This is a genomic window from Ponticaulis sp. (assembly GCF_029210165.1).
GTDB lineage: Bacteria > Pseudomonadota > Alphaproteobacteria > Caulobacterales > Hyphomonadaceae > Ponticaulis.
Window position 1 is genome coordinate 936807 of record NZ_JARGNT010000001.1, and the last position, 18287, is coordinate 955093.

At 54.2% G+C, this 18287-nt stretch carries 18 protein-coding genes; 8 read left to right on the forward strand and 10 right to left on the reverse strand.

From position 1 onward, the window contains the following. Positions 1 to 25: 25 nt before the first annotated feature. Both P1U45_RS04675 and P1U45_RS04680 read right to left on the reverse strand, forming a co-directional pair. Positions 26 to 931 (reverse strand): bifunctional helix-turn-helix domain-containing protein/methylated-DNA--[protein]-cysteine S-methyltransferase, encoded by a 906-nt coding sequence (locus tag P1U45_RS04675; protein ID WP_301057751.1) that lies wholly within the window; start codon positions 929 to 931, stop codon positions 26 to 28. Positions 932 to 987: 56 nt separating this feature from the next. Next, the gene (locus P1U45_RS04680) at positions 988 to 1491 is read right to left on the reverse strand and encodes a DUF2244 domain-containing protein (protein WP_301057752.1); all 504 of its coding nucleotides are present in this window, start codon (positions 1489 to 1491) and stop codon (positions 988 to 990) included. Positions 1492 to 1617: 126 nt separating this feature from the next. On the opposite strand from P1U45_RS04680, the gene nth reads away from it, so the two are divergent. After that, positions 1618 to 2301 carry an endonuclease III gene (nth, locus tag P1U45_RS04685; protein WP_301057754.1) on the forward strand — a complete coding sequence of 228 codons (684 nt, stop codon included), beginning with the start codon at positions 1618 to 1620 and terminating at the stop codon, positions 2299 to 2301. Here nth and P1U45_RS04690 read toward each other — a convergent pair whose 3' ends face one another. Genes P1U45_RS04690 through P1U45_RS04700 form a run of 3 tightly spaced genes read right to left on the reverse strand, consistent with a single transcriptional unit; the run spans position 2302 to position 6332 of the window. Next, positions 2302 to 4881, reverse strand: a complete 2580-nt coding sequence (locus P1U45_RS04690) for an HWE histidine kinase domain-containing protein (RefSeq protein ID WP_301057756.1) — start codon at positions 4879 to 4881, stop codon at positions 2302 to 2304. It lies immediately after the preceding gene. Next, the gene (locus tag P1U45_RS04695) at positions 4874 to 5440 is read right to left on the reverse strand and encodes a hypothetical protein (RefSeq protein ID WP_301057758.1); all 567 of its coding nucleotides are present in this window, start codon (positions 5438 to 5440) and stop codon (positions 4874 to 4876) included. Before P1U45_RS04695 ends, P1U45_RS04690 begins: the two co-directional genes overlap by 8 nt. Positions 5441 to 5459: 19 nt before the next feature. After that, the gene (locus tag P1U45_RS04700) at positions 5460 to 6332 is read right to left on the reverse strand and encodes a hypothetical protein (protein ID WP_301057760.1); all 873 of its coding nucleotides are present in this window, start codon (positions 6330 to 6332) and stop codon (positions 5460 to 5462) included. 74 nt (positions 6333 to 6406) lie between these two features. Here P1U45_RS04700 and P1U45_RS04705 point away from each other — a divergent pair, with 74 nt between their 5' ends. Next, positions 6407 to 7402 carry an adenosine kinase gene (locus P1U45_RS04705; protein WP_293609100.1) on the forward strand — a complete coding sequence of 332 codons (996 nt, stop codon included), beginning with the start codon at positions 6407 to 6409 and terminating at the stop codon, positions 7400 to 7402. Here P1U45_RS04705 and P1U45_RS04710 read toward each other — a convergent pair. Next, positions 7399 to 8001, reverse strand: a complete 603-nt coding sequence (locus P1U45_RS04710) for a 2-hydroxychromene-2-carboxylate isomerase (RefSeq protein WP_301057761.1) — start codon at positions 7999 to 8001, stop codon at positions 7399 to 7401. The two genes, P1U45_RS04705 and P1U45_RS04710, sit on opposite strands and share 4 nt — an antisense overlap. Before the next feature lie 122 nt (positions 8002 to 8123). Here P1U45_RS04710 and P1U45_RS04715 point away from each other — a divergent pair, with 122 nt between their 5' ends. Beyond that, complete coding sequence (locus P1U45_RS04715) at positions 8124 to 8582, forward strand: MarR family transcriptional regulator (RefSeq protein WP_301057762.1); 459 nt, start codon at positions 8124 to 8126, stop codon at positions 8580 to 8582. 363 nt (positions 8583 to 8945) lie between these two features. After that, a complete protein-coding gene (locus tag P1U45_RS04720; RefSeq protein WP_301057763.1) occupies positions 8946 to 10112 on the forward strand; it encodes a PepSY-associated TM helix domain-containing protein in 1167 nt (388 codons plus the stop codon). 5 nt (positions 10113 to 10117) lie between these two features. Here the strand turns inward: P1U45_RS04720 and hslU are convergent, their stop codons facing one another. From hslU to P1U45_RS04740, 4 genes are all read right to left on the reverse strand, one after another. Beyond that, positions 10118 to 11422 (reverse strand): ATP-dependent protease ATPase subunit HslU, encoded by a 1305-nt coding sequence (gene hslU / locus P1U45_RS04725; RefSeq protein ID WP_301057764.1) that lies wholly within the window; start codon positions 11420 to 11422, stop codon positions 10118 to 10120. 123 nt (positions 11423 to 11545) lie between these two features. After that, positions 11546 to 12640: a hypothetical protein gene (locus P1U45_RS04730; RefSeq protein WP_301057766.1), complete on the reverse strand. Its 1095-nt coding sequence runs from the start codon at positions 12638 to 12640 to the stop codon at positions 11546 to 11548. Position 12641: 1 nt separating this feature from the next. Beyond that, positions 12642 to 13202: an ATP-dependent protease subunit HslV gene (hslV, locus tag P1U45_RS04735; protein ID WP_027441440.1), complete on the reverse strand. Its 561-nt coding sequence runs from the start codon at positions 13200 to 13202 to the stop codon at positions 12642 to 12644. 77 nt (positions 13203 to 13279) lie between these two features. Then, positions 13280 to 15403, reverse strand: a complete 2124-nt coding sequence (locus P1U45_RS04740; RefSeq protein ID WP_301057768.1) for a GGDEF domain-containing phosphodiesterase — start codon at positions 15401 to 15403, stop codon at positions 13280 to 13282. Between the two features lie 135 nt (positions 15404 to 15538). On the opposite strand from P1U45_RS04740, the gene hisB reads away from it, so the two are divergent. From hisB to hisF, 4 genes are read left to right on the forward strand one after another with little or no spacing between them, the layout of a single operon-like run. After that, positions 15539 to 16129 (forward strand): imidazoleglycerol-phosphate dehydratase HisB, encoded by a 591-nt coding sequence (hisB, locus tag P1U45_RS04745; protein WP_366144981.1) that lies wholly within the window; start codon positions 15539 to 15541, stop codon positions 16127 to 16129. 26 nt (positions 16130 to 16155) lie between these two features. Continuing rightward, entirely contained in the window at positions 16156 to 16797 is a 642-nt protein-coding gene (gene hisH / locus P1U45_RS04750; protein WP_301057772.1) for an imidazole glycerol phosphate synthase subunit HisH, read from the forward strand. Next, positions 16794 to 17525 (forward strand): 1-(5-phosphoribosyl)-5-[(5-phosphoribosylamino)methylideneamino]imidazole-4-carboxamide isomerase, encoded by a 732-nt coding sequence (hisA, locus tag P1U45_RS04755; RefSeq protein WP_301057774.1) that lies wholly within the window; start codon positions 16794 to 16796, stop codon positions 17523 to 17525. The genes hisH and hisA overlap by 4 nt, the downstream gene beginning before the upstream one ends. Then, the gene (hisF, locus tag P1U45_RS04760; RefSeq protein WP_301057775.1) at positions 17519 to 18286 is read left to right on the forward strand and encodes an imidazole glycerol phosphate synthase subunit HisF; all 768 of its coding nucleotides are present in this window, start codon (positions 17519 to 17521) and stop codon (positions 18284 to 18286) included. Before hisA ends, hisF begins: the two co-directional genes overlap by 7 nt. Position 18287: the final 1 nt, after the last annotated feature.

The window sequence follows — 18287 nt, forward strand, 5'->3', positions numbered from 1 at the left end:
AAACGCTACTCCTGATCGGGCTCGGTCAGGAAGGCGCCTCTGCCTCCCGATAACCGGCTTCCATCGCCAACATGGCGCGTTTTCGTCTTACGCCCCAATGATAATTATGTAACCGACCATCAGAAGCCAAGGCCCGGTGACACGGAATAAACCAGGAAATCGGATTTGCGCCCACCGCCGTGCCGGTTGCGCGGGCTGCGCCTTCCCTGCCTGCGGAACGCGCAACCTCGCCGTATGTACGCGTTTCACCCACCGGGATCTCAAGCAGAGCCCGCCAGATTTGCCTGCGAAACGGCGTACCATAAAGCGCGAGCGGCACACGCGCACCCGGTGCAAAAATGCGATCTGCGAAAACAGCCGCCTTTGTGTCATCGCGGAGAATGTCTGCCTTCGGATAGCGCGACGCCAGATCGGCAAACGCAGCCTGTTCTGGCCTGCCGACATGCTCCCCCGCACGGCCGGCTGTTTCAGGCTGATCATCTATAAAGCCAAGCCCGCTCAATCCGCGATCTGAGAACAATAAAACGCCAGTTCCGAACGGTGTCGGCCCTTTGCCGATGGTCAGCGTGACATCGCGGCCTCCAGAGCCCGCCTCGCCCGGGGTCAAAGCCTCATGCGCGATAAAAAGGTCATGCAGGCGAGATGGGCCGGAGGCTTCGACCTCATAGCTCGCTTCCAGAACGCTGGCGCCTTGTCGGAGCAAGGCTCCTGCTTCGGCATGTGCGAGGGACGCCATATACTGTTTCGGAGAAATGCCGGCCCAGCGCGTAAACTCTTTCTGGAAATGCGTCGGAGACAGACCAAACTGCGCAGCAATTTCATCAAGGCCCGGTCGCGCCTTCCAGTTTTCACCTAGATAAACGAGCGCATCAGCCATGCGATCATAAGCTTTGCAGCGGTCATCAAGGGAGAGAGCGGTCTTCATCGTCATGAGATCAATGTGACGCCGCTAAGCATTCCGCGCCACCTGAATCTTGTGGTCGGGCCCTACTCAACCTCACCGGCATAACGATGTGTCCGAGCGCGCTGGATCGCATCCCGCATCGCCTCGACCAGAGATTTGCGCTCGTCGACCGTCAGAAACCGGCCAATCACATAAGCTTGGCGCTGATAGGATAAGGTCACCCAGCTATGCACTGTCACCGGCTCTTTCAGCTCAACACGGGCAAACGCTGTTGGCAGCTCGATATGGGTTTCAACGCCTTTCGGATTGCGGTGATCGACCCGAAGCGTCTCGGGCGAAATACGGACGCGCGTCCATTGGGTCTGTTGTTTGAAGCAGACTTTAAACGCCAGCCAGACGGCAAGGATATCGAGACCCAGAAAGCCTATTATTGGAAACGCGCCGCGGGATAGAAAGCCGATCATCGAGAACACGTTAATCGCAATGATCACGCCCATAATCACCCAGAAGCCCGAGCGCGACAAAGACGCGTTCGGCTTCATCAGCGCATCAAAATAGAGCTCTTTATTCAAATCAGCGTCAGTCATGGGCCTGTGAGGTTCTGCGACTTGTCTCTCTCTCTCAGGCAAACTAATCAGTTCCTGCGAAATGAAAATGGCGCGGGTGATATTTCCTGCATTCCAAGGGGCTGACATAAATCGTCAGAACGTCAGATGGCCGAAAAAAAGAAAAGAAAATCAGCGCCAAGGCGTTTTCCAAAAGCGAAGGCCGAAGAACTCTTCCGTATTCTGGCGGAAGACCGCCCAGACCCCCACACAGAGCTGAACTTCGTGAACCCCTATACACTGGTTGTCGCTGTCGCCCTGTCTGCGCAAGCAACCGATGTCGGCGTGAACAAGGCCACGAAGAAGCTTTTTGAAATCGCCGATACGCCGGAAAAAATGCTGGCACTCGGCGAGGAAGGTGTGGCCGATCACATCAAAACGATCGGCCTCTGGCGAAATAAAGCCAAGAACGTCATCGCCTTGTCGGACATGCTCATCAAGGATTTCGGCGGCGAAGTCCCCAAGACGCGCGAAGAACTGGTGAAGCTGCCCGGAGTCGGCCGTAAAACCGCGAATGTCGTTCTGAATGAAGCCTTTGGCCAGCCAACGATCGCAGTTGATACGCACATTTTCCGCGTGTCCAACCGTACCGGCCTTGCGCCCGGTAAAAACCCTGATCAGGTTGAAGAACAGCTGGAGAAAGTGGTGCCGGCCGAATACAAGCTCGGCGCCCACCACTGGCTCATCCTGCATGGCCGCTATTGCTGCCTCGCACGCACGCCAAAATGCTGGCTTTGCCCGATCATTGATCTTTGCAAGTACAAGCCGAAAACACCCGGCCCGCGTGACTAGCTAGCTTTCAGACATTCCGGCAATCGCCTTTTGAACCGCTTTCTGGTCGTAAGGCTTCTGGATGAAGGTCACACCCTCAAACTGATCGGCCAGAGCTTGCGATTCTCCATATCCGGTGGCGAACACAAACGGGATTCCAGACGCTTTCACCTTGTGTGCGATTGGCTCGCTCGTTTCGGAGCCGAGATTCACATCCAGAATCGCAAACGAGAAATCGTACTTTTCAATAAGCTGAAGCGCTTCTGAAACAGATGACGCAATCTCTACGCTGTCCGCGCCCAAGGCTGTCAGCATATCTTCAGCATCTAGCGCAATAATCATATTGTCTTCAACGACAAGAGCCGGGCCGCTAAGGCTTGCGCTAGCCGGTTTGGCTTCTTCTTTTGCTTCAACAGCAGCCTCAGCAGCGGTGACCTCGCGCTCGGCAAACTCAACAAACTCAGCCGGAATACGCATTGAGGCTTCAAGACCGCTCACGTCAAACCGGACATTGGCTTCGCCTTTCAGCTCGAACGGAATGGACCGCTCGATCACTGTGCTACCAAAGCCCGACCGGGTAGGCGCCTGAACTGCTGGACCACCCGTTTCCTTCCAATTGAAGATGAGGTCGCCATTGTCCGCTTTCTGGCCCGATAGCATCAATACGCCTGAGTCATTCGACAGACAGCCATACTTTACCGAGTTCGTCGTCAATTCGTGGATAACGAGCGCCAGCGTCGAGAATGCAAAAGGTGTCAGCAGAACTTCAGGACAATCGCATTGCACGCGACCGCTTTCGAGGCCGATATATGCCTCAAGCTCTGTGCTCACCAGCTCACGGAGCGGAGTTGAATCCCAGTTCTGATTTGTCAGCTGGTCGTGAGCGCGCGCAAGTGCGTGGATCCGGCCGCCAATGATTTCCGTAAACTCTGAAATCGAGCCCGCCGACTGTTTGGATTGAGATACCAGGCTTCGAATCAGGTTTAGAATATTGCGAACACGGTGATTGAGTTCCGCAATGAGAAGCTCCTGCCGCTCCTGCGACCTCACACGTTCGCGGCTCGCCGCGTCTGAAATACGAAGCACAACTTCCAGAAGCGTTACACGCAGAGCCTCTGCACCGGCGATCTCGCCCGCCGTCCAATCAGCTGATTTGCCGGAAACAATCTCTTTCCACGCCGCAAAGCTGCCGCGAGGCGTCAGGCGTACACCGTTTGGACCGACAGTGACCGGCTTTTCAGGATTGCCAGCCCAGCGGACTTCCTGAACCAGCTCGCGGCGGAAAAACACGATATAATCACGCGGTGTTCGAGACACAGGTAGCACAAGCATACCGGCAGCTTTGTCCTGAAACTGAACCGCGTCAGGATAGTCATCCGCGATGCAGTTCGTGGCGATAATCTGGCTGCTCGGATGGACATTCAGATGCCGCGCCAGGCCAGAGAACTGGTCTTTTGAAGGCGTATGGCCAATATTGAGAAACTCGCCATCAACCCACAGGGCCGCACCGTCACTTTTGATCAGGGCCCGCATAGCATCTGAGATAACCTCGAAATTCTGAGCAAGCGACTGACCTTCGGCTAGCTGGCTCATAAGCTGATCGTGGAGAATGCGTGCGCGGACCGCCTCTTCGCGTTCAATATCGTTTTCGACCCGCTCGAGCACGAAGGAAAACATCTGCGCAAGCAGTTCCGCAGCAGACCGGATTCCATAATTCAGAATACGTGGCTCATAATGATGGCAGGCAAACATGCCCCAGAGTTTTCCGCGAATGACGATGCTGATCGACATGGACGCCTTCACGCCCATATTCCGCAGATATTCGAGGTGGATCGGCGACACGGCCCGCGACGTGGACAAAGACAGGTCCAGAGGTCCGGCATTGTTAGACTGCTGAAGAATCGGAGAAACTTTATCGTCTACATCCGAAATGATGCGCAGCAGGTTCCTCTTATAGAGGGCCCGCGCCTGTTTCGGAATATCACTGGCCGGATAACGCAGCCCAAGAAACGGATCGAGACCGGCACGTGCCGTCTCGGCAATCACTTCACCTGACTCATCCGGCCGGAATTTATAGACCATGACACGGTCAAAACCGGTGAGTGACCTGACAAAGCGCGATGCCTGCTGACATACCGCGTCGACAGAGCTTTCATTTTTCAACCGCCCGATGATTGGACGAATGACACTACCCTGATCGGTATTCCGGTTCAGGTCAGACTTTTGACATTCCAGCACGATTTCCGCGCCAGACCGGTGGATTGCGACGTCAAATTTTTCGTCGCTGTCCGGTAATAGCACGACATCAAATGCACGTTCGACTGCATCTTCATCCCACATGAGCTGCATGCGCGATCTCAGGTCGTGAATAGCTTGTTCACTGAAGAATTCTGTCAGCGAGCGCCCGAAAATGCTGGCTGGCTCAAGGCCCAGAAAATCTTTGGTGTTCTGAGACGCCCGCGTAATCAGCCAGTCGGATGTGACGGCGATCAGACAGGCAAAGCTCTGAACATGCCCGAGTAAATGGATCGGCTCGCGATCACAGTTTGTCAGGTCCAGGCTACCGTCATTATAGCCAGGAATCTGGGTATCTTTAGTCATTCTTTCCCGTAGTCCCCACGATCTGTTCGGCCGCCAATCCAAACAGCAAAAACGTTTCTGCGGCAGCCTTTATAGACGCAAGATTTTCCTGCCTCAAATAGCCCGCGGTTAAACTTGGCAAAATATTTTTCCAAACGTTTTTCAGGTGCGAAGACTCAAGATAGCGGTAGCATCCCTCTTCAGGCAGATCGCGAGAACTACGCATTTTCTTCCGGAGGAACTGAGACCCGAAATGAGACCCTGACACCACATAACTCACCCCGAGAGGGTCTGTCGGAATATGGGTTTTCAGGGGAGCGTAAAGCGGCGGTGCGTTTATCGCTTCAAGATCTTTCAGAATTTCATTTTCCAAATGCTGGAAATCGAGCCCGTAAATGTTCGGCTCGGCGTGGACAGATTTCATTGTCGAGAGTGAAAGCAGATGAGATCGGAGGAATCCGGTATAACCTGCGCGTGTTGTCAGATCGAAAAGCTCAAAAGCAGCTTCAGTATTGGCATGATGGCCATCTAGTTCTGATCGCAGCGCGTCGCGCAGCGATACCGTCTTATCTGTCGTCAAATATTCTGTCCGCACACAATCAACGCACCCTGTTACACAGGGCGCGGCACAATAGAACGCCCAGCTCGTCTGATTGTTCCGGATAAAGATAGGGTTCGATCAATTCGAGCTCCATGAGCAGAAGATGCCCGTTGTTTCCACGAATCATATCCACCCGGGCATAGAGCGGAATCTCGTCCAGCGCTGCCAGAACCGATTTCGCCGCAGCAAGATCGTCAGCAGATGGAACAATGACCGTTTCGTATCCACCATAAGCAGATTGAATACGATAATCGCCGGATTTAGCACGTTTGATCAAAGCGTGAGAAAATTCGCCATCAATCATGATGAAACTATACTCGCCTTCATCCTGAATAGACGGCATGAAAGGCTGGATCATGGCCGGATGTGCGTAGTCTGAGAGCGCGTCATTACGGTTAATCAGAATTTGGCCGCCTGCTCCCGCGCCGACCTGCCTCTTAACCACAATACGTTGAGACTTCAGTGTATCGAAAGCGGTCTTCAGCTCATCCGCTGTCGGGCCGTCAGCCCATATCGTCGGGATGCAGGCGATTCCCTTATCTTCAAGCTCTCGCAAATAGGTTTTCCGACTATTCCAACGCACCAGAGATGACGGATTGAAAACCGGCACGCCAAGCGCCTCAATCTCCTCCAGCCGCGCGAGAAAGGCGTCAGGCTTATCGGTATAATCCCATGTCGCACCTATGAGCGCAGCATCAAACTGCGCCCAGTCCACATTGCCTCTGTCCCACTGCACAACGATCAGCTCATGGCCTGCTGCCGTCAAAGGCGCCGACAGGCAGGCAAACTGCAAATCATGCTCGAAAGCATCACTGCGACGGTTCGGGTTTTCTGGAAGTACCGAATACGCAGAAAGATATGCGATTTTCATGGTTTCTTGAGTCATTCCAGCCTAAGCTGCCCGTTAACGTTAATAATTTACGATTTTTAGGGCAGGCTCTCAGTATGAGTGGTGATTTGGATGTTGTTGGCGTTGGCAATGCCATCGTCGACGTTATTGCATCAGTTCCAGACGGATTTCTCACAGAACACGACATCCGCAAAGGCGGAATGACGCTTATCGACCAGATGCGCGCGACTGAACTGGCGCGGGCCTTCGGCGATAAAGGCCGCTTTGTTCCGGGTGGATCGGGCGCGAACACAATTGCGGGCATTGCCAGCCTGAGCGGTCATACGGGCTATATCGGCAAGGTCGCAGAAGATGCGCTTGGCAAATTCTTCCGCAAGGAAATGGGCCGCGTTCAGATCGAATTTCCGACAGAATCTCTGGTAAACGGACCCGCAACAGCACGCTGCATGATCGCGGTAACGCCAGACGGCGAACGCTCCATGAGCACCTTCCTCGGCGCGTCGACCGAATTCACACCTGAAGACGTCGATGCTGACCTCATCAAACGTGGCAAAATTCTCTATCTGGAAGGCTATCTCTTCGACAAGGAAGAGGCCAAAGCCGCATTCGTCCATGCCGCTGAAATCGCGAAGGCCGCAAAGCGCCGTGTTGCGCTGACACTATCTGACAGTTTTTGCGTCGACCGCCACCGCTCAAGCTTCCGCCACCTGATCAAGGGCCATGTCGATCTCGTCTTCGCGAATGAAGCAGAGCTGCTCTCGCTTTATGAAACGACTGACTTTGACGCCGCCGTTCAGATGCTGCGCGAAGACGCATATGCTGGGGCAATCACGCGGTCTTCCAAAGGCTCTGTCGTGGTGACACCTGACGAGATTATCACCATGCCAGCCGAGCCTGTTAAAAAGGTCGTGGATGCCACAGGCGCTGGTGATCAATACGCCGCCGGCTTCCTTTTCGGCTATGCGCGAAACCGTCGTATCCGTGATTGTGCCAAGCTTGGTCATATCGCGGCGGCAGAAGTGATTTCACATTACGGCCCGCGTCCGGAGACCAGCTACCGTCAGCTGGCTGCAAAAGCCGGTCTTCTTTAGCGGACCCAGCTTTTTTTGGTCAGGGCATCTTCTACAAAGTCGATCCTGTCCTGACCGAAATACATTTCATTTCCGACGACAAATGATGGCGCGCCGAAAATGCCGTGCTCCAGAGCCATTTTGGTAAATTCGGAGATGATCTCCGTGTTTTCTCTAGCATCTGCGCGCGCGATAAACTGATCGGTGCAGAAGTCTTCACCCGTCAGCACGTCGCGGAGCACCGCCTCATCCGCCAGATTCTTCGGCTCACCCCAACTATGATGGAACATTGCCTTCATGAACGGGATCAACGCGTCATCCTCCAGCAAACTGGCCGTTATGTTCAGCGCTTTACGTGAATCGAATGGAAAATGCGGATTGAACGAGAATGGCAGATCAAACCGTTTAGCGTGACGAACCGTGTCGACGAAAAAATAGTTCCGTTTAGCCTCAACGACTCCCGGCGGACGGTTGCCTGTGGCCTTCATCACGGCGCCCAGAAACATTGGTCGCCAGATGATTTCGCATCGGGTACGCGCCTGTAGATCCAGAACCCGGTGAAACCCGAAATAAGACATCGGACTTACATAATCGAAATAGAACTCTACCTGGCCAGCCATATGAATCTCCGAAATTGTATATACAATATATAAACTGAAATTCAGATAACCACCCCAAACAGCGCTCAACTTGCCGTGAAATGCGACTCCATTTACATGACATAGCATATTATGGAGTCATCATGACGCTTCCCAAGAGGTTCCGCGATACGATTCTCGCCGCACAACGCAGCGGTCATCGCGTCTTTGCTGACATGTTGAGACCATTGGGCCTGACGCCCGCCTGGGCGGAAGTTCTCACGACGCTCCAAGAGAATGGACCTTTATCCATCAGGGAGCTCAGCCGCTTTCTGATTTGTGAAGCGGATCATCCCTCCCGCCTTATAAAGCGAATAGAAGATAAAGGGCTCATCACCCGCACCCCTGACCCAACCGATAGACGGGCGGTCAAACTGGCCCTGACAGATTCTGGCGAAGGCGCAGCCGACAAGGTTGCGGGCATTGAAGCGGGCTTTAATGAGTGGATCGAGCAGCGCCTCAATGCTGATAACGTCGACACGACCATTCAGACGCTCGAGCGTCTGATGAAGGGTACTCCAGAGGCAAGAAGCCTCGAAAACCGCTATACAGACAAACAATAACGCTCCGCCTGTTGACAATCATTCTCAACAAATGCAAGGCCATTATTGAGAATAATTATCAGTTGCATTGGAAGTGTTATGTGCCGCTCTTCTTCGCGCATCCCGAACGCGCGCAGTCAGTCCGTCCATCCGCACTGCGGTCATTTGGTCGCAGATGATATACGACGGAACGCTAAAGCCATAACGTTTATATGGTTATAAAGATCAGCCTGCAGCTATCTCAACAAATCACAGTCGGCCCCGATGCGCATGTCATGTCACATAGTTTCGTCAGATCTATAACGCATTTCAGGCGGACTGAGGCCCCAGCCAATCCATAGACGCCCATTCGCGCCGTTTAATCTGTAAAAGGGTGAAACCCCCATGTCATTTCGTCGGATCATTTTCTGGAGCCATCTTGCAACCGGCTGCGTTGCAGGCCTGTTCGTACTTCTCATGTCGGTCACCGGCATTCTTCTGATGTATGAACACCATCTGCCGCTCGCGATTCTGGACAGCGTCGAGGTCGAAGCTCCCGAAGGCGCGACACGCATGACTGTGGATGAGCTGGTACAGACAGAAGCGGTTCAGGCAGCTGGTACTAATCGCGTGTCTCTGGCGATTGATAACCGCGAAAACGCGCCCGTGATTCTTCAGGCAGGGCGCTCAGATGCCGTTCTGTTAAATCCGTTTACGGGCACACCAATCGAGAACCCTGCGCTTTCGACAGAAGACTTCATGCACACAATGATGGGCATCCACCGCTGGCTTGGTGCAGAAGGTGAAGCCCGGTCTACGGCTCGCGCCGTCACCGGCGCAGCTAATCTCGCCTTTCTGTTTCTGGTGATTTCGGGCTTGTACCTCTGGTTTCCAAAGGCGATGCGCTGGACCTTCTTCAAACTAAACCTGTTCTTCCGCGGATCTTATCCGAATGCGAAAGCCCGCGACTATAACTGGCACCATGTATTCGGCTTCTGGGCGCTGATCCCGCTCTTCTTCATCGTCATCTCGGGTGTCATGATTTCATACCCGTGGGCATCCCAGCTTATTTACACAGCATGGGGTAAAGACATGCCTCAACGCGGCGGGCCACCTCCGTCAGGCGGAAACGGGCCGGACACCGCAGAAGCAGAAGAAACGGTAATCGAACTGATGAGCCTTCAGGCTGCAGTCGACGCTGCGATCGCGGAATATGACGGAGACTGGAAGCGTATGTCTATTTCGCTACCGTCAGAGCCGGATGCAGAGACTGTTAGCCTGACGCGCGATTTTGGAAACCGCATCACGCCTCAACAACGGACAAACCTCACTTTTGACCGCAGCGCCGGCGAGATTACACAAGTTCGCGAATATGCGGAAAACTCACCAGCCCTGAAAACCCGTATGTTCCTGCGCTTTATTCATACAGGCGAGCGTTATGGCGTGATCGGGTCCACCATTGCCGGCCTCGCATCACTGGCTGCCTGCTTCCTTGTCTGGACGGGCATGGCGCTGTCCTGGCGCCGCCTCGTGCTTCCTGCATGGCGACGCCGTAAGGCCAAAAAAGCCTGATCAGATCAGAGAATGTATTTTGAAAGGTCGGCGTCCTGAGCAAGGTCGCCGACTTTTGTTTTTACGTCCTGCGCCGTCAGAACAATTGTTTCGCCTGAGCGGTCTGGCGCCGTAAAGGAAATCTCGTCCAGCAGGCGTTCCATCACCGTTTGCAGACGACGCGCACCGATATTCTCTACGCTCTCATTCACGCGCACGGCGAGATCTGCAAGCTCATCAATAGCATCTTCAGAAAACTCGAGCGTGACGCCCTCAGCTCCCATAAGCGCAGTATACTGCTTGATGAGGCTCGCCTCCGGTTCTGTCAGGATGCGGCGGAAATCATCTCGAGTGAGGGCTTTCAGCTCGACACGAATTGGAAGACGGCCCTGGAGCTCCGGCAGAAGGTCGCTCGGCTTGGCCACGTGGAACGCGCCTGATGCGATGAAGAGAATATGGTCGGTTTTCACCGCGCCGCGCTTGGTTGTAACCGTTGTACCTTCAATAAGCGGGAGTAGGTCACGCTGCACGCCTTCGCGGGAGACATCGGCGCCGCGGCGATCACCACCGGAAGCAACCTTGTCGATCTCATCCAGAAAGACGATGCCATCCTGCTCAACAGAGCGAACAGCCTCACGAATAATGCTTTCCTCGTCGAGCAGCTTATCGCTTTCCTCATTCAGGAGCGGCTCATAAGCGTTCTTGACCTTCATGCGGACCTGTTTGGTGCGCCCGCCCATCGCCTTGCCGAATATGTCGCCAAGATTGATCATACCCATTGAGCCACCGCCGCCGGGGATGTCCATCATATCCATAGGCGAAGACGTATCAGCTATATCGATATCGACTTCGCGATCATCGAGATCGCCGTCTTTCAGCTTCTTGCGGAAGGTTTCGCGGGTAGACTGGCCTGCGTTTTCACCGACAAGCGCGCTCAGCACACGTTCTTCGGCGGCAATCTCAGCGCGTACACGTACGTCCTGACGTTTGCGCTCACGGGTGATGCCGATTGCAGCTTCCACAAGATCACGAATGATCTGTTCAACATCGCGGCCGACATAGCCAACCTCGGTAAACTTGGTCGCTTCAACTTTCAGAAACGGCGCATTCGCCAGCTTCGCAAGCCGGCGAGAGATCTCTGTTTTACCGACACCGGTGGGCCCGATCATCAGGATATTCTTAGGCGTAATTTCTTCGGCCAGCGGTGGACCGACCTGTTTACGTCTCCACCGGTTGCGCAGCGCAATCGCGACTGCCCGTTTCGCGTCAGCCTGACCGACAATATACCGGTCGAGTTCAGATACGATTTCGCGGGGAGAAAACTCGGTCATAAATGCAAAGGCTCCGGATAATTCTGGCAAAACGCGCCACTGGTCTCACTAGGAGTTAGGAAGAGAGCTGAAATCTCCAAGAAAAAATCCCAGCCCGTCTTCGGATTCTATTTTTCGAAAGCCTCAGACTTCTTTCGGGAAGACACGCCCGAGCAGCCCTGTCGATGGCACCCAAGCCAGAAGAATCTTCCGCGCTGTCTTCCAGCCGGCGCCAAGCAGAACAACGATCGCACCGATGAGGAGGAAAGGCGCGGCAAACTTCATCAGAATGGAGTCGCCGAATGCCTGGAAAAGATTCCAGATCGCCCATCCGAAAGTCACAAGGCCCGAGATAATGAGCGCGCGACGGTTCAAAGCCAGCGAAAGAATGGTCAACACAGCAAGCACAGAGACGAGTGCGACATGGACCATGGCACTTCCTTCTGGCACAGAGCCTTCAACAATACCCCGAATGCCATAAACCAGCTGCGGAGCCGCAGCCACATGCAGCCAGAAAGCATTATCAGACAGGCGGGAAGAGCGGTGAGGGTCGCGCGCATCGAAAAAGATGGCCAGCAAGAGCGAGACGACGCCCATAGCCACCAATGTTTCATAGCCCGGCATCAGAATGAACGCGATGAGCGACAGCGTGATCATCATCAGGAATTGAGAGAAGGGCAGGCGGAAGCGGATGTAATACGCAAGCGCCGCACCCGTCGCGACCAGAATACCGAGAATAGCCGACGTCCGCGACTGCGTTGCCAGATCTTCAAAGAAACTGTCGCTTGGCTCGCTTCCCGTAAAGACAGAAGACGCAATCTCGCCGCCATGCTCCTGAAACACGTTCCAGACGAGCAGGAAGTAAGCAGCAACGCCAACACAAACCGACCAGATAATCGCGAGAACAATGCTCGGCAGGAGCAATTTCCGGCGGGCGCAGAAATATTCCGACAGGCCCCAGGCAATCGCCGCCAGAAGACCGAAAATTACCGGTGCGAAATGCTCGAACCGCACCGTGCCGGATGTAAAAATTGAGATGGAAAGGCCGGCACCAAGGCCGACAAACAGAATGACGAGACCAATTGAGAGGAAAACGTCATTCAGATTGGAAAGAAAGCGTAACGGCTCGGATTCGGCCTCTTCGCCTTCTTTTCTTGTAAACATCGCTTCAAGCCGGGCGGCCTGATCGGCAGAAATTACATCGGCTTCAATTGCCGCCTTCAGCTTGTCGCGATCCATATCATGTCTCCGATGGCAGAGATTCCAGTGTGAAGCTGGAATTTGTGTAGACACAGATATCTGCCGCGATCTCCATCGCTTTACGGGCAATCACTTCCGCGTCTGGTTCATATTCATAGAGCGCGCGCGCTGCGGAGACGGCGTAATTGCCGCCAGAGCCAATCGCCAACACGTTATGCTCCGGTTCGATGACGTCGCCCTGGCCGGAAATGAGGAGAGTGACATCCTTGTCAGCCACGATCAGCATGGCTTCGAGTTTCTGAAGATATTTCTCGGTACGCCATTCCTTGGCGAGCTCGACAGCGGCGCGCTGAAGCTGGTCGGGATAGCGTTCGAGTTTGCCCTGAAGGCGTTCGAACAACGTGAAGGCATCCGCCGTCGCGCCTGCAAATCCGGTCAGCACCTTGCCTTCAATAAGCTGGCGCACCTTCTTCGCATTGCCCTTCATCACTGTCTGGCCAAGGGAAACCTGACCATCACCGATGAGGGCGATTTTACCGTTCTTGCGCACAGCCAGAATTGTGGTTGCACGCCATTTATTGTCCTGGTGGGTATCATTCATCATGCTGGCAATGTGGCGAAGCTATCGCCAAAACGCAAGCAAAATTTCCGTTTATCGATAAATCTGGTATGTCGAGCCTAAGCTGCACCGTCCAGAGAGGCGAGGAAATCCTCAGCCAGCGTCTCACCAAAAGGACGCCAGTTTTCAAGGAACTTCATGAATTCGTCCGGTGGAATCGGCTTCGCATAGAGGTAGCCTTGCGCCAGTGTACAGCCGCGTCGACGCAGGAAGTCGCTCTGGGACGGTGTCTCAACACCTTCAGCTACTGTCTCAAGACCCATAGTCTCAGCCATAGCCAGAATCATCTCAACAACAGCAGGCGCCTGAGAATCAGAATGGAGCGCGCTGACGAACTGCTGGTCGATCTTGAACACGTCGAATGGAAGCTTGGTAAGCGTCACGAGGTTTGAGTGGCCCGCACCGAAATCGTCAATCGCGAGGCGCACGCCCATAGCCCGCAGCGGACGCATGATCTCCGATACGCGATCAGTGTCTGCAACAGCCATGGTCTCGGTGATCTCAAGCTCGAGACGACCCGGCGGCAGGCCAGCATCACGAATAGAAGAGAGAACTTTCTCAGAGAAATTGGCTTCTTCAAACTGAAGTGGGGATACGTTCACCGCGACTTTGCAGTCATGACCGGCTTTCATCCAGCGGGTCGCCTGCACACAGGCCTGTTTCAGGACGGACTCGCCAATGCGAGAGATCAGACCAAGCTGCTCTGCCATTGGAATAAAGATGCCCGGCGAAATGATATCGCCATCTTCACGCTGCCAGCGCACCAGCGCCTCGGCACCGGAAATCTGGCCCGTTTTGAAGTCCACCTTCGCCTGAAAATACGGAATGAACTCATCGCGCTCAATACCGCGACGCAGATCAGCTTCGAGGTGAAGCCGGTCCATCGCAATTTTATTGAGCTTGGTAGAGTAGAAGCGGGCTTTAGAGCGGCCTGCACGGCGCGCTTCTTTCAGAGCGAGGTCAGCATTTTTGACGAGATCTTCGCCTTTAACGCCATGGATTGGCGCAAGCGCGATACCACCCGACAGGCCAAGCGTGATCGCCTGACCGCCAATCTCAAGCGGCTGACGCATGCTGGAAATCACCATCTGCATGAGACGGGTAATGTCAGATTTTGCGTCAATATTCGGAACAACGACGGCAAATTCATCACCACTGAGACGCGCCACCATTGATGGCTGGGCCTGAGCATCAGCAAGCCGTACTGCTTTATCAGCCGCCGCAAGCGCTTTGCGGATGCGCATGCCGATAAGTGACAGCGCTTCATCGCCCTTTTGCGGGCCAAGCGTTTCATTCACCCAGCGGAAGCGATCGACGTTCAGAATAATGACGGCCGTGAAACAATCATCTGTACGGTCATGAAGGGACTTATTCAGAACGCGCAGAAAGCGTTCGCGGTTCGGCAGGTCGGTAACAGAATCCACAAAAGCGAGCTTCTGGATGTGGCGCATGGTGTTTTCCATACGCTGCATCATCTTATTGAAGGACTCGCCAAGCAGATCGAACTCGTTTCCGGAATTCAGTTCAACGCGGGCCGACAAATGCCCTGCATTCAAGCCGGACGTGAAGTCTATCAGGCGATAAAGCGGGTCTGTAAATTTATGGACGAGAAGCAGTACCAGAGGAATGCAAAGCGCACAGATCAGCGCGCCTGTTGCGAGACTCCACATAAGTGTACGTAGCCAGGTATTCGGCAGGGCTGAGAACGGATACTCGATCGCAAAATGACCGGTCAGCTCGCCATTTGTGTAAATTGGCTGAGCCAGAACAATACCGTTTTCGCTGCGAAGAACTTTGCGTTCGTCCCCGAGCTTTGAAAGCGCCAGCGCTTCCATAATCACGCGGTGGGAACTTTGCTCCTCGATCACATCGAATGCGATCTCACCGTCAATATCGATGACACGCAGCGCAGATACGGTTTCAGACACACGAACCAGCTCGGTCACGCGCTCTTCATTTGTGATGCTTGGGCGCGGCAACATGGTCGGCATGACCGGGTTCCACGTATTCGCGCTCGCTTCGATATTTGATGTGGCTTTGGCCTCGCGCGTGAAGTGATCCAGCGCCAGATTGGACAGTGCAAACCCCAGAGACGCAAGCACAATAAGCCCGATCACGAAACCGATCAGGCTCGCTCTCAGGCTGTACTTTACGCTTCCTTTTGGCGTTTCCTGCCTAGCCATTTGCTCCTCAAAGGATTATGGGCAGACCTGAAATCAGGCTCCCATCAGACCTCTGTTAAGAGAATTTGTTTAGAAATCGGTGAATAAGCCCCTAAATCTTTGTAGAAACCGACAAAAAAGTCGGCAGGGAATGTGATCATGCGCACTGCAGAAGTTTATCGCGAAACGAAAGAGACCCAGATCCGCGTCAGTGTAACGCTGGACGGTAAAGGAAAGTCTGAAATTCAGACCGGGATCGGCTTTTTCGACCATATGCTGGAAGCGTTTTCCAAGCACAGCGCTATCGACCTGAAAGTCGAAGCCAAGGGCGATCTTCACATCGACATGCACCACACTGTTGAAGACACCGGCATTGTGATGGGTCAGGCCATCACAAAAGCGCTCGGTGATTTCAAAGGGATCAACCGGTTCGGCCATGCTTATGTACCGATGGACGAGACGCTCAGCCGCGCCGCAATCGATATGTGCAACCGCCCGTATCTGATCTGGAATGTGAGTTTCACGCGTGACAAGATTGGCGATTTCGACACTGAGCTATTCAAGGAATGGTTTCAGGCCTTCGCAATGAATTCCGGTGGCTGTGTCCACATCGAGAACCTTTACGGCGAGAACTGTCACCATATTGCCGAATCTTGCTTTAAAGCGCTTGCTCGCTCGCTTCGTCAGGCAATTTCCTACGATCCGGTATTTGCAGGTGAAGCTGTCTCTACTAAAGGGTCTCTCTAGAAACGAGACAGACTCAGTAAGGCTCTATGCAAACCGTAGCTCTGATTGACTATGGCGCAGGGAATATTCCATCTGCGCAACGCGCGCTCGAGGTTGCCGTCGAGCGCTCGGGCCTGTCCTGCGAACTGATCGTCACCGACAGTCCTGAAAAGGTCGCCGCCGCTGACCGCGTCGTTATTCCAGGCGTTGGCCACTTTAAAGACTGCCGCGAAGCCATGTTCGGTGTTTCAGGTCTGGTCGAGGCGCTCGAAGACAGCATCCACAAAAAGGGCCGTCCGGTTCTCGGTATCTGTGTTGGCATGCAGCTTATGGCTGATCTTGGCCTTGAAGACGGTGAAACATCCGGTTTTGGCTGGATTCCGGGCAAGGTTGAGCACATCCCGACCGATGCGGGCCTGCCAATTCCTCACATGGGCTGGAACGAGCTGGTCGTTCGAACAGAGCATCCGGTTCTGGCTGGTATCGAGACGGGCAACCACGCCTATTTCGTCCACTCTTATCACATGCACTGCGCAAATCCGTCCGATCTTCAAGTCGAAGTCGATTATGGCGGTCACATCACAGCAGCCATTGGGCGCGACAATGTTTTCGGCACTCAGTTCCACCCGGAACTCAGTCAGGAGACCGGCCTTCGCCTGCTCACCAACTGGATCAAATGGAACCCATGACCGCTTTTACTCTCTATCCGGCGATTGATCTGAAAGACGGCCAGTGCGTGCGCCTCATTCAAGGCGACATGAAACAGGCGACTGTGTTCAACAACACGCCCGCTGATCAGGCCAAACGCTTTGAAGATATGGGTTTTGAATATCTCCACGTCGTCGATCTGAATGGCGCCTTTGCGGGTGAGAGCAAAAACCGTCAATCGGTTCAGGAGATTCTCTCAACGGTAAACATGCCGGTCCAGCTTGGCGGTGGCATTCGAACGCGCGAGCATGTCGAAAGCTGGCTTGATGCTGGCATTTCACGTCTGATCCTTGGCACGATTGCTGCGCGCGACCCTGATTTCGTCAAAGAATGCGCCGCAGCTTACCCGGGCAAGATCGCGGTCGGTATTGATGCGCGCGATGGCTTTGTTGCTGTTGAAGGCTGGGCAGAGGTCTCAACTCTAAAAGCTGTCGAGCTCGCTAAAGCCTTTGCAGACTCCGGCGTTGCTGCGATCATCGTGACAGATATTGGCCGCGATGGACTGAAAACAGGCGTGAATGTTGATCTGACAGCAAGTCTGGCTGACGCAGTTTCTATTCCCGTCATCGCGTCAGGCGGTGTGAAAGCCGTTGAAGACATTACGAATTTGCGCTCGTCCAGCGCGCCGATCTCAGGCTCCATTCTGGGCCGCGCGCTTTATGACGGCGATATTGATCCCGTCAAAGCTCTGGAGGCTGCACGGTGCTAAAAACCCGGATTATTCCCTGCCTCGATGTGAAAGACGGACGCACTGTTAAAGGCGTCAACTTTGTCGATCTGCGCGATGCGGGTGATCCGGTTGCTCTGGCCAAAGCCTATTCAGAGCAGGGCGCTGACGAGATTTGCTTTCTGGATATCTCCGCGTCCGAAGAAGGTCGCGGCACGATGCTGGATGTCGTCAATAAAACGGCCCGCAATTGTTTTACACCGCTTACCGTTGGCGGCGGCGTTCGTTCACCTGATAATGTGATCGCACTTCTTCGCGCGGGGGCCGATAAAGTTGGTATCAACTCGGCGGCAGTTGCCGATCCGGACCTGATTGCCCGGTGCGCGGCCCGTGTTGGCCGCCAATGTGTGGTCGTCGCGATTGATGCGCGCCGCACAAGCGATGGCAAATGGGAAGTCTTCACCCATGGCGGCAAACGCGGCACAGGCATTGACGCAATCGAATATGCCGAGCTCGCCTGCGCCAAAGGGGCAGGGGAAATCCTCCTCACCTCAATGGATAAAGACGGCACCAAATCCGGCTATGACATCGAACTCACCAGGTCGGTCGCATCCCGTGTGACAATTCCCGTCATTGCGTCAGGCGGGGCAGGGACTATTCCTCACCTGATTGAAGGCATTCAGGAAACCGGCGCGACGGCCGTACTTGCTGCATCCATCTTCCACTTTGGCGAAATTGCTATTGAAGATGCAAAACGTGAGATGCAGGCCGCCGGCATTCCTATGCGGATCGAGGAGAACTGAT

Excerpts from the sequence above, each read along its gene's own strand:
- P1U45_RS04675 (WP_301057751.1), bottom strand. The coding sequence starts at position 931 with ATGACGATGAAGACCGCTCTCTCCCTTGATGACCGCTGCAAAGCTTAT.
- P1U45_RS04680 (WP_301057752.1), bottom strand. The coding sequence starts at position 1,491 with ATGACTGACGCTGATTTGAATAAAGAGCTCTATTTTGATGCGCTGATG.
- nth (WP_301057754.1), top strand. The coding sequence starts at position 1,618 with ATGGCCGAAAAAAAGAAAAGAAAATCAGCGCCAAGGCGTTTTCCAAAA.
- P1U45_RS04690 (WP_301057756.1), bottom strand. The coding sequence starts at position 4,881 with ATGACTAAAGATACCCAGATTCCTGGCTATAATGACGGTAGCCTGGAC.
- P1U45_RS04700 (WP_301057760.1), bottom strand. The coding sequence starts at position 6,332 with ATGAAAATCGCATATCTTTCTGCGTATTCGGTACTTCCAGAAAACCCG.
- P1U45_RS04705 (WP_293609100.1), top strand. The coding sequence starts at position 6,407 with ATGAGTGGTGATTTGGATGTTGTTGGCGTTGGCAATGCCATCGTCGAC.
- P1U45_RS04710 (WP_301057761.1), bottom strand. The coding sequence starts at position 8,001 with ATGGCTGGCCAGGTAGAGTTCTATTTCGATTATGTAAGTCCGATGTCT.
- P1U45_RS04715 (WP_301057762.1), top strand. The coding sequence starts at position 8,124 with ATGACGCTTCCCAAGAGGTTCCGCGATACGATTCTCGCCGCACAACGC.
- P1U45_RS04720 (WP_301057763.1), top strand. The coding sequence starts at position 8,946 with ATGTCATTTCGTCGGATCATTTTCTGGAGCCATCTTGCAACCGGCTGC.
- hslU (WP_301057764.1), bottom strand. The coding sequence starts at position 11,422 with ATGACCGAGTTTTCTCCCCGCGAAATCGTATCTGAACTCGACCGGTAT.
- P1U45_RS04730 (WP_301057766.1), bottom strand. The coding sequence starts at position 12,640 with ATGGATCGCGACAAGCTGAAGGCGGCAATTGAAGCCGATGTAATTTCT.
- hslV (WP_027441440.1), bottom strand. The coding sequence starts at position 13,202 with ATGAATGATACCCACCAGGACAATAAATGGCGTGCAACCACAATTCTG.
- P1U45_RS04740 (WP_301057768.1), bottom strand. The coding sequence starts at position 15,403 with ATGGCTAGGCAGGAAACGCCAAAAGGAAGCGTAAAGTACAGCCTGAGA.
- hisH (WP_301057772.1), top strand. The coding sequence starts at position 16,156 with ATGCAAACCGTAGCTCTGATTGACTATGGCGCAGGGAATATTCCATCT.
- hisA (WP_301057774.1), top strand. The coding sequence starts at position 16,794 with ATGACCGCTTTTACTCTCTATCCGGCGATTGATCTGAAAGACGGCCAG.